Raw genomic sequence first — 10,222 nt, 5'->3', positions numbered from 1 at the left:
GCCCACCAGCGTACCGTGAAGTACTGGAGTGAGCGATCCTCTGGGAACCACGGGTCGCCGCCTGCCCACTCATCCGGGAGAATACTCCCACTCAGCCCACGGACACTACGTCCGTGGGCTTTTTTGATGTATAGCGAGCGGCGAGGGCGTTGACGCGCGACCGCTAGGCTTAAACGCTCCACAGCGGTACGTTCGGACAGCGCCAAGGTGGCAGAGTCTGGTCAGACGCAGCGGCCTGCAGAGCCGCCCAACGCCGGTTCAAATCCGGCCCTTGGCTTCTTGATTCGGTCTCGGTACGCCGCGAGGTCGGTCCCGCGAACTGACCCGCTTAGTAACCGTTAAACACCGGGTGACCCATGCGTCAACTATGCAACGACGCGCTGTGGCCGTGTTTGTCGCGCTGTTCCTCGCCGTCGCGGGCGTGGCGGGCGCGCTGACCGCGACGGCCGATAGTCCAGAGATCACGCTCGAGAATCCGGAGGTCGACGCCTCGCAGGGTGACTCGGTCGAAGTCGGTGGTGAGTCGTACGTTGTGGCCGACATCTCCGAGACGGAAGAGGGCGGAGGCGGGCACGGTGGTGCGGCGACGACCGTCATCACCGGAACGCTCGAGCGGGAGTTCACCGCGGAGACCTCCGAGACGTGGGCGAACGGTTCGACGGTTACGGTCGGTAACCGCGAGTGGCGCGTCGAGGTCACGGGGGAGAACGCGACCGAGTTCACGCTCGTCGAGGTGCTCGACCGGCAGGCGATCCTCGGCGCCGACGACGCGGCCGAGAACGAGACGGTCACGCTCGACGACGGCGAGTACGTCGCCGTGACGGACGACTCCGGCGAACGGACGCTGGTGCCCGTCGACGAGTACTTCCCGGCGCCCGAGCAGCGCTCGTACGAGGTGGGCGAGACCCTCGAGTACGACGGACAGACGGTTACGCTCGACGGTGTGACCGCTGACGGTGCCGTACTCGTGTGGGAGACGATCGAGACGGAGACCGTGGAGTTCTCCCAGCACTCGGTGGTAACGATCGGCGGCACGGACTACGTTGCGCACTTCCCCGACGCCTCGACGCTTCGGATGTCGTCGGACATCGAGGCGTACGAGGCGCAGGTCTCCGAGATAGACCAGTTCAACCAGTACAACAGCGGCCTCTCGCGCGTGCTCGTCCTCTCGGTGCTGTCCTCCATCATGCTCGCTGGGCTGGCGTTCATCCCGTCGCGGTACTGACAGCCGGCCGAGTCGGGGCGTTCGTTTCGCTTCGATGCTGCGTTTCGACCGACAGCCACTACCGGACGGCACCGCTACGGCGGGCATGAGTTCGACAGGAGAGAAGGTGCGACAGCTGGCCCCCCACTGGGCGGTGATGTTCGTCGCCATGTTCGCTGCGCTAGCGGTCGCCGACCGGATCACCGGCGGGCTCGGTGTCGTCGCGTCGTTGGTGCTCGTGCTCGCTATCGCTTTCGCCTACCCGTTCGCCGTCCGGACGCTCGGCGTCGCACCGGCGGTCTGGAGGCGATGACGGCGTCGCTGTACACATGACGACACAGATCAAAGACCCCGTTCACGGGTACATCGAACTCGACGACGCGGTCGTCGATCGCGTGATCGACACGTCGGCGTTTCAGCGGCTGCGGTACGTCAAGCAGCTCTCGGCGACCCACCTCGTCTATCCGGCCGCCAACCACACGCGGTTCGAACACAGCCTCGGCGTCTACCACCTCGGCCGCCGCGTCTTCGAAAACCTCCGTGAGGAGCCGTATTTCACCCGGAACACGTCCTCGGACACGCTCGACGAGATTCAGTCGACGCTGGAGTGTGCGTGTCTGCTCCACGATGTCGGCCATCCGCCGTTCTCGCACGTCTGCGAGCGGCATCTCGACGCGACGGCACTCCGAGACCGGCTCGCGGAGCGGGGCTTCGTCGCGTCGCTTCGCGAGGCGGGACTCGATGACACGCCACTTCTCGGGGCGAGTCCGCACGAACTCATGAGCTGTCTCCTGATACTCGACCGCTTCGGCGACGCGCTCCGATCCCTGTCGGTCGACCCGGAGGAGGTGTGCGCGTACGTCTTGGGGTACAGTCTGGTGTACGAGCGGGGCGGACCGTGGCAGCACGGCCTCGGAGCACAGCTGCTTCACTCGCCGGTCGACGTCGACCGCCTCGACTACATCTCCCGAGACAACTGGATGACGGGCGCGAACGTGTTGAACTTCGACACCGATCGCATGGTCGACGCCTACACGGCGCACCCCGACGAGGGGCTCGCGCTCTCCGAGAAGGCGCTCTCGACGCTCGGGAACTACTTGGAGGGCCGGATCGCGCTGTACATGTGGGTGACCCAGCACCACAAGTCGGTGTACGCGAACGCGCTGCTCCGCGATCTCACCGAGCGAGCGGCCGAGCTGACCGGCGATCCGCCGGTGACGATAGACGGGATCCTCGACGGCGAGATCGACGACAACACCGTCGCGGAGCGACTGCGCCGGCTCGCGCGCGACCGCCCGGACACCACGCTCGCGACGCTGTACGACCGGTATCGGACGCGGCAGTTCCCGACGACCTGCTGGAAACATCGGATCGCCTACGCCGACCGGATCGAGGTCGACCGCGAGGCGTTCGGCGAGTGGCTCGTCTCGGGCGACGAGCGCCTCGAACACGAACTCGCGGCGGAACTGGACGTCCCGCCTCACGACGTGTGGATCGAACGCTCGTACGTCCCCGAGTACGAGCCCTCCGAGCTGGCCGACATTCCGATCGCGTACGGCGGGACGACGCGGTCGGCCGGCGACTGGGGGCTGTACGGCGAGCGCGCCTTCGACACCCCGATCCCGTTCGTCTACGTGCCCGACGGGGACCGAAAACGCGCCACTCGGTGGCTCGTCGATCGGTTTCGCGCGGAGTACGGCGGCTGACGGCATCGGACGCAATTCTGACCGATAACACCGGTGTCAGCCGGTCACGGTCCCGTCCCTTTCGGGTTTATACGACTCGGTCGCCTTCCGATCGGTATGAGCGACGAGAGCGCGGCTCCGGTCACGTCGAAGCTCCCGGACGCACCGTTCCACACCAGCGGTACCGACCACGTCACGGTCTGGGGCAGCAACGAGGAGGACACGCTCGCGTTCTACCGCGACCTGCTCGGGATGCCGCTCGTGTTGCGACAGCCGAACCTCGACGACCCCTCGCAGACGCACCTCTTCTTCGACACCGGCGACGGGCGGATCCTCACGGTGTTCGTGAGCGACGAGCGGGCGTCCGCGCGCGGCCAGCGCGTCAACACGGGCGCCGTTCACCACCTGTGTTTCACCGTCGAGCCCGACGAATACGAGGATATCATGGCGGCGCTCGAAGAGGCAGGGAAGGGGTACAATGTCTTCGACCGCGGCATCTTCCACTCGATTTACACCCAAGACAACAACGGGCTCGTCATCGAGCTGTCCGCCGACAAATACGAGATACCCGACGACCGCAAGGGCGAGGTGCTCGCGACCGCGCAACGGCTCCGCGAGGAGGACGGCGCCGACTTCGCGCAGGACCGCCACATGGAGGGCGCGCTGGAGGAGCTCGGCCTGCCGGTAAACAAACACGACCTGCCCGACGCCGACGCCGGCGTGGGGATCTGAGATGGCGGACGGCGCTCAGGGCCCGCACGCGGGCGACGACCCGCACGGCGACGAGCCGCTGGTCACGGCCGGAACGCCGCTCGACGACGCGGGCGCGGCGCTCGTACTCGTCCACGGTCGCGGCGCGACCGCCCGCAGCGTCGTCGACTTGGGCGAACGGCTCGCCGGCGACCGCGACGTGGCGATCCTCGCGCCGGCGGCCGCCGGGAACACCTGGTATCCGAACTCGTTCCTCGCGCCGGTCGCGGACAACGAGCCGGGGCGGACCTCGGGCCTTCGGGCCGTCGACGCGGCCGTCGACCGCGCGACAGACGCCGAGATCGATCGCGACCGCGTCCTCGTCGCCGGCTTCTCGCAGGGCGCCTGTCTCGCGAGCGAGTTCGTCGCCCGCGATCCCGGCCGCTACGGCGGACTCGCAGTGTTCAGCGGCGGGCTGATCGGCGAGGCGGTCGAGGTCGACGACTACCTCGCGACCGGCGACCGCGGGAGCGGAGCGGGCGACGACGCGACAGGCCCCCTCGCCAGCACCCCTGCGTTCGTCGGCTGTAGCGACGTCGACCCGCACATCCCCGAGGAGCGGGTCCACGAGACGACCGCGGTGTTGGAGGCGCTCGGGGCCGACGTGGACGAACGGATCTACGAGGGCATGGGCCACGGGATTAACGAGGAGGAGGTCGCGGCGGTGGCGGAACTGGTCGGCGACCTCGCCTGAGCGTCGGCCCGCCGGCGCCGGCCGAGGGGGCCGCCCGCCCGGATCACGCCAGCCAGTCGTCCGGCTTCGTGTCGTAGTCGACCTCGTCCGCGGTGATCCGTTCCCGGATCGACTCGTCGAGGTCGTGTTCCGTCACCTCGCCGCCGTCGTACTGGAAGCGCACGCCGACCTCGGTTCCCTCCGGCTCCTCGCCGCGTCGCTTGGCGCGCCGGACGGCCCCGTCGTCGTACTCGACGTGGATCGTCGCCAGGTTCACCGGGCGACCCCACAGCTCAAACACGCGCTTCAGCGTCGCTTTGGCGCGCTCCTCGTCGAGCGCGACGCCGTTGTACCGGTGGCCGATGAGTAGCTCCCCCCGGTTGCGGAAGTTCCCGTCCAACACGACGATCGTCGGCTTCCCGAAGTTGGTGAATCGGAGGAGCAGCTTCTTCCGAACGTCGTCGGCGTCGACGCTGGCGACGCGGTGTTCCTCGGCGGCTCGGCTGTACTCGTAGGTGAAGTAGTTCCCCTCGCGCACGAACTCGTCGGTGAGGAACGCGTCGATGAACGTCACGTCGTTGTGGCTCTCGCGGACCTCGAACATCCGCTCCCAGCCGGCCGCGCGGTCGACGTCGGCGATCGCCTCGGCGACCGTCGCGTACCGGTCCACGTCGAACAGGTACCGCGCCTGCTCTTCGAGCGTCTCCCGAGAGACGTTCCGGAGCGCGCCCCGGTGTTCCGGCCGCGAGAGGACGTAGTGGCGCTCCGCGAGCCCCTCGCGCGTGAGGAGCTTCCACGGGTACCGCTCCACGTCAATCTCCTCGCCGTCGGCCGACACGCCGTCGCCGTCTTCGCGCCGAGCGGACAGCGCCCGGTCGACCGCCTCGGCGTCGACGCGCGGATCGCCGTCGGCGGCGAGGTCGGCGAGTTCGTCCAGCGTCGCCGGGCCGGCGCCCGCGACCGCCGGGTGGGGTTCGAGCAGGGTCGCGACCTCGTCGAGGTCGATCCGCGAGTGGAAGTTCTCCGGCGTCACCCCGTCGACCCGGAGCAGCTTGTCGATCACCTCTCGGCGCGCGGCGCGCAGCTCCACGTGCGTCCACAGCTCGAAGCCGAGCTTATACGGGTTGAGGCCGGGCGAGCCGAGCACCCGGGACATGTGGTCGGCGTACGTGAGGAACTCGTCCTCGCCGGCGAACCCCTCGCCGCCCATCATCAGCGACTCCCAGTACGTCGCCCACCCCTCGTTCATCACCTTCGTCTGCTTCTGCCCGGCGAAGTAGTACGCCTCCTCGCGGATCGCGTCGACGACGGTCGTCTCCCACGGCTCGCGGTCGACCGCCTTCCCGCTATCCGGGTCGTACCGCTTCCCGTGGTCGCGCAGGAACGCGAGCACGTCCGGGCGGGGCTCCTCCGGCTCGACGCCCTCCCCGCGCGCTTCGAGCCACTCGTCGTCGAACACGTCCCGGCGCACCTCCTCGGAGAGGTCGAGGTCGTCGATCCGGGCCTCTATCGCGTCGAGCGCGTCGTCGCCGTCGCCGCTCACGTCGTCCGCGATCCCCGGCTCCTCGACGGACCGCGCGGCGTCGACCGGGCTGTGCTGGTCGATCGTGTCCTCCAGCGCGCTCACGGCGTCGATCAGGCGTTCGACTTCGTCGCGGTCGACGTCGGCCCGCTTCGCGATCGCCGCGATCCGGTCGGCGTTGCGCTCCAACCGCGCCGCGGCGTTCGGGCCGCCCTCGCCGCGGTCGGCGTACAGCCCGAACCACTCGTTGTTCGCGAAGAAGTCCGCGTGCGCCTCGACGTGGGTGATCACCGCTTTCTGGTCGGCCGCCGCGTTCGACTCTTGGAGGAACGCGTGGGCCGGGTCGTCGTTGTTGACGATCTCGAACGCCTTCCCGAGCCCGTGGCGGTCCTTCTTGCGCTGCCGCTCGTAGTTCATCCCCCACCGCCAGTGCGGGTACCGGCGCTGGAAGCCGCCGTAGGCGATCAGCTCGTTCATCTGGTCGTGGTCGACCACCCAGTACCGCACCGGGTACGGCTCCAACCCGAGCCGCTCGGCCAGCTCGCGGGCCTCCTCGGCCGGCTCGTCGAGGGCGTCGGCCTCGCGCTTCGCCTCGATCCGGTCGTCTCTCATCTGCGTTCACCTCCGTCGGTCCGCCGCGCCGCGGTCGTTCCGGCGGGAGCGCTCCCGCCGCCGTCAGACTCCGTGCTGAGGATCTCGTAGATGGCGTCCGTGACGTCGTCCGGTTCCGAGACGCGCGCGACGGCCACGTCGTCGGCGTCGCCGAACGCGGACTCGACCTCGTCGGCGTGGCGGGCGTTCGCCGCGCCGTCGCCGGGCTGGGTCTCGACGTACGCGTGGAGGTTGGCGTCGATCGACTCCATCAGCGGGATCACGTTGTTCGTGGTGTCGCTACCGGCGTTCTCGGAGTCGCCCGCGGCGAACACGTACCGGTTCCACTCGCTGTACGGGTACTCCTCCAGCAGTTCCTCGACGAGCTCGTAGGCGCTCGAAATCCGGGTTCCGCCGCCCGACTGGATCCCGAAGAACTCCTCGCGGTCGACCTCCCACGCCTCCGCGTCGTGGACGACGTACCGGAACTCGGCGGCGTCGTACTTCCCGGTCAGGTACCAGTCCATCGGGGTGAACACGCGCTCGACGAGCTCGCGTTTCGTCTCGCGCATCGAGCCGGAGGCGTCGCGGACGTTGATCACCACGACGTTGCGCTCGCGCTTCTCTATCACCTCCGGGTGACGGAACCGCTCGTCCTCGCTGCGGAACGGAACGCTGTCGAGCCCCTCGCGCCGGATCCGGTGCGTGACGGGCTCGTGGTCCACCCCGTCGTCGAGCGCCTCGAAGCTCTCCCAGCGGTCAAGCGCAGCGACCGGTTCGCCACGCTCGTCCGCGACGGTCGCGGCGGCGTCGGCGATCCACGCCCGCGAGACCGGGACGCCCTCATCGCGCGCCCACGCGAAGACATCGTCCACGTCGGCGCCGTCGACGAACAGGCCCTCCCGGACGTACGCCCCGTCGAAGTCGGTGGCGAGGTGGCGTTTTAACCCCCGCTTGAAGAACTCGTCGACGTCGAGGGTCCCCCGCGGGCCGGCGCGGGCGGTGTCGGTGAAGTCGCCCTCCACCTCCTCGATCACTTGCTTCCCCTTCGGTTCGAGGTCGAGCCCGAGCGCCTCGTCGAGCTCGCGGGCGAACTCCTCCGGGTCCATCTCGTAGTACTCGTGGTCGCCGCCCTCCTCGCCGGGGTCGCCCGCCTCGTCGCCGTCGCCGGGCTCGGGGTCGACCGGCTGGCCGGGCTGCGGCTGGCCGTCGCCGCCCTGTCCCACGCCGCCGGCGGAGCGCTGGTCGTACTCGAACGCGGGGAGGTCGACGAGCTTGATCGGGATCCGGATCCGGTCCACGCCGGACCCGCCGAGGTCGCCGTGGCTGATGAACTCTGCGAGGTCCGCCCGGCGCGTCTCGCCGACCTCGCGGAACCGCTCGCGGTCCTCGGTCAGTCCCACGGGTCACCACCTCCGTTGGGACCGGCACCGTCGCTCGGACCCGCGTCGCCGGCCCGCTCACCGTCGATATCGGGCCACTCCTTGCGGACCTGCTCCATCACCGCCCGGCTCGTCAGTTCCGCGGACGCCGGCGTGTAGCCGCGGTCGCACAGGCGGTCGATCGTCTCCGCTTTCACCCGTTCCGTCTCGGTGTCGGCCGGCGGGTCGGCCCACGCCGCCGGATCGAGGTCGGGGAACCGCCGCTTCACGTCGGCGAGGTCGTTCGCGTCGATAACGGCCTTCAGCTCCGGCACCTCGGCGAGCTCCACGTCGTCGACGCTGAACGCGTCGCCGCGGTTCCGCCACGCGTACCGCGTGAGTCCCCGGATCACGCGCTCGCGCCGGAAGCTCTCGACGGCCCGGCCCGGGTCGGTCCCGCGGTAGTCGCTCTCGTCGAACCGCCCGAGCGTCTCCGTCTCGAACACCTTCATCGCGAGCGGGTCCGGCGCCTCGTCCGCGCGTCCGCGCTCCGTCGGGTCGTCGTCGTCCCACGCGTACACGTGTTCGACGTACTCGGCGACGGTCTCCGCCGAGACGGTCTCCGCGGCGAGGATCGCGTCGATCACGTCCTCCCGCTGCCGCTCGCGGATCTGCGTCGCGACCGGCTCGCGCCGCCCGTCGAACTCCGCCGCCTCGGCCCGCGAGAAGACGGGGGCGTCGACGAGCCCGTCGGCGAGCGCGTCGAGCACGTCCGTCGGCGTGATCACTCGCTCGACGGGAAGCTCCGGGTGGCTCCGGTCGGCGGTCGACGAGAGCAGGTCCGCGACCGCGTCGCGCGCGTACGTCACGGGGATCCCGTTTCGGCCGTCCCCCTCGGCGAGGTCCACGTCGGCAACGGTGACCGCGTCGTCCCCGCGGCGGACCTCGCCGGTCTCGTACAGCTCGGCGGTCTCGATCAGGTCGAGGTCGCCGGGCAGGTCGTCCGCGTCGAGCCGCGTGACGACCGCGTACAGCGCCGCGGCCCCGATCGCGTGGGGCGCGATCTCGCGCTCGGCGACTGTCCCGTCCGACTCCCGCACCGCGACCGACAGCGGCGCCGCTCCGGGGTCGCGGTCCCTGCCGTCACCGGCGTCCGGGGCGGCCGCGCCGCTCGCGCCGACGCTACCGTCCTCGACTGCCGTCGCCCCGGCGATCTCCCGCCGGAGCAGCCGCGCCTCCAAGCGGCGGTTCGTGAGGTACCGGAACTCGTGTTTCGAGAGCCGGCGCTTCAGCGCCTTCAGCGGGTCAGCGTCGCCGCGCTCGGCGTGCCGGTCCAACTCGGCGTCGAGGTCGGGATTCGAGATGACGATCAGCTGGGTGTCTAAGTCCATCCCGATCCCCTTGTCGAGCTTCACGCGCCGCTCGTCGGGGACGTTGAGCAGCCGCCGGAGCAGGTCGGCGTGCTGGCTGGCGTCCTCGACGACGGTGGCGACCCCGTTCCCCTGCGAGAGGACGCCGTCGTAGCTGAACGCCTGCGGGTTCTTCCGGCCGCGCGAGTCGAGCTCGCGCAACATGCCGCCCATCCACGAGCCGACGAGCCGCTCTTTGGGGGTCCCGTCGTCCTCGGCGTGGAGGACGCCGACCCCCCGCCCGACATCGACGACGTAGCTCGTCACGCGGAGGTGGTCGCGGTCGGTGATCGCCGAGAAGAGGTCGCGGCGCCCCTGCTCGCGGTAGGTCGACTCCAGGTGGTCGTACGCCTCGCGGCTGAACGGGTCGAGCCCCACGTCGGCGGCGATCGGATACGCATCGTCGTCGGCCGCGTCGGCGACCGACTCGCGGACCGACTCGGGGAACACCGACAGCGGGTGCGTCTGGACCGGGCTGCGGTACCACTCCCCGGCGTCGCCGCCGTCGCCGTACGAGAGCGACGCGGCGCCCGCCCCGCCCCCGCTCCCGACGCCCGCGCCGGTGACGTTCCACTCGACGGTGTACCGGCGCCCGGCGTCCGTCTTCGAGAACGCGCGGAGCCCGTTTATCAGGCACCGCTTGAACTCCGACTTCCCCGTCGCGGTCGGGCCGTCGATCCAGACGATCGTCTCGTCGTTCCCGCGCCCCGTCGCGGCCGCGCGGAGGTCGTCGACGAACGCGTTGAGCGCGCGGGTGTTGCCCAACACGGCGTGTTCGCCGTCGTTCGCCGGGTCGTCGAAGAACCGGTACCGGTCGAGCGTCTCGCCCCGCTCGCGGACCTCACGAGTGCCGTACGACTCGACGGCCGCGAGGACGTACCCCGCCCCGGAAGCGGCCGCGGTCGGGTTCTCCAACACGCGGTCGACGTAGGACTCGAGGCTCATCGGCGGGTCGTACGCCCCCCGAAGGGCGTCGTCGGCCGCGGCGACGAACCCCTCGCCGCCCGTTCGAGTGCGTTCGCTCATT

At 70.0% G+C, this 10,222-nt stretch carries 8 protein-coding genes and 1 tRNA gene; 6 read left to right on the top strand and 3 right to left on the bottom strand.

Annotated features, from left to right (window positions below; genetic code table 11):
- Window positions 1-201 precede the first annotated feature (201 nt).
- The 6 genes from EXE41_RS15335 (at window position 202) to EXE41_RS15310 (ending at window position 4,333) form a co-directional block, all read left to right on the top strand.
- Window positions 202-277, top strand: a tRNA-Cys gene (locus EXE41_RS15335).
- A 105-nt stretch (window positions 278-382) separates the two neighbouring features.
- A complete protein-coding gene (locus tag EXE41_RS15330; RefSeq protein WP_137691453.1) occupies window positions 383-1,225 on the top strand; it encodes a hypothetical protein in 843 nt (280 codons plus the stop codon).
- Window positions 1,226-1,310: 85 nt separating this feature from the next.
- Window positions 1,311-1,517 (top strand): hypothetical protein, encoded by a 207-nt coding sequence (locus tag EXE41_RS15325; RefSeq protein ID WP_049932879.1) that lies wholly within the window; start codon window positions 1,311-1,313, stop codon window positions 1,515-1,517.
- Window positions 1,518-1,533: 16 nt separating this feature from the next.
- On the top strand, window positions 1,534-2,910 hold the full coding sequence (locus tag EXE41_RS15320) for an HD domain-containing protein (protein WP_137691451.1): 1,377 nt from the start codon (window positions 1,534-1,536) through the stop codon (window positions 2,908-2,910).
- A gap of 96 nt (window positions 2,911-3,006) precedes the next feature.
- Window positions 3,007-3,621, top strand: a complete 615-nt coding sequence (locus EXE41_RS15315) for a VOC family protein (protein ID WP_094553468.1) — start codon at window positions 3,007-3,009, stop codon at window positions 3,619-3,621.
- Window position 3,622: 1 nt separating this feature from the next.
- On the top strand, window positions 3,623-4,333 hold the full coding sequence (locus EXE41_RS15310) for an alpha/beta hydrolase (protein ID WP_089308716.1): 711 nt from the start codon (window positions 3,623-3,625) through the stop codon (window positions 4,331-4,333).
- A 43-nt stretch (window positions 4,334-4,376) separates the two neighbouring features.
- On the opposite strand, the gene EXE41_RS15305 is transcribed toward EXE41_RS15310, so the two are convergent.
- Genes EXE41_RS15305 through EXE41_RS15295 form a run of 3 tightly spaced genes read right to left on the bottom strand, consistent with a single transcriptional unit; the run spans window position 4,377 to window position 10,221 of the window.
- Complete coding sequence (locus EXE41_RS15305) at window positions 4,377-6,446, bottom strand: SpoVR family protein (protein WP_137691450.1); 2,070 nt, start codon at window positions 6,444-6,446, stop codon at window positions 4,377-4,379.
- The gene (locus EXE41_RS15300) at window positions 6,443-7,828 is read right to left on the bottom strand and encodes a DUF444 family protein (protein ID WP_137691449.1); all 1,386 of its coding nucleotides are present in this window, start codon (window positions 7,826-7,828) and stop codon (window positions 6,443-6,445) included. The genes EXE41_RS15305 and EXE41_RS15300 overlap by 4 nt, the downstream gene beginning before the upstream one ends.
- A complete protein-coding gene (locus EXE41_RS15295; RefSeq protein WP_137691448.1) occupies window positions 7,819-10,221 on the bottom strand; it encodes a kinase anchor protein in 2,403 nt (800 codons plus the stop codon). Before EXE41_RS15295 ends, EXE41_RS15300 begins: the two co-directional genes overlap by 10 nt.
- Between the last annotated feature and the right edge of the window lies 1 nt (window position 10,222).

The organism is Halorubrum sp. SD690R, assembly GCF_005435035.1.
Taxonomy (GTDB): domain Archaea; phylum Halobacteriota; class Halobacteria; order Halobacteriales; family Haloferacaceae; genus Halorubrum; species Halorubrum ezzemoulense.
This window is presented reverse-complemented; position numbering and strand designations above follow the sequence as displayed.

What these genes read in the sequence shown, in the direction of transcription:
- EXE41_RS15310 (WP_089308716.1), top strand. Translation starts at nt 3,623, where the DNA reads ATGGCGGACGGCGCTCAGGGCCCGCACGCGGGCGACGACCCGCACGGC.
- EXE41_RS15315 (WP_094553468.1), top strand. Translation starts at nt 3,007, where the DNA reads ATGAGCGACGAGAGCGCGGCTCCGGTCACGTCGAAGCTCCCGGACGCA.
- EXE41_RS15320 (WP_137691451.1), top strand. Translation starts at nt 1,534, where the DNA reads ATGACGACACAGATCAAAGACCCCGTTCACGGGTACATCGAACTCGAC.
- EXE41_RS15295 (WP_137691448.1), bottom strand. Translation starts at nt 10,221, where the DNA reads ATGAGCGAACGCACTCGAACGGGCGGCGAGGGGTTCGTCGCCGCGGCC.
- EXE41_RS15305 (WP_137691450.1), bottom strand. Translation starts at nt 6,446, where the DNA reads ATGAGAGACGACCGGATCGAGGCGAAGCGCGAGGCCGACGCCCTCGAC.
- EXE41_RS15325 (WP_049932879.1), top strand. Translation starts at nt 1,311, where the DNA reads ATGAGTTCGACAGGAGAGAAGGTGCGACAGCTGGCCCCCCACTGGGCG.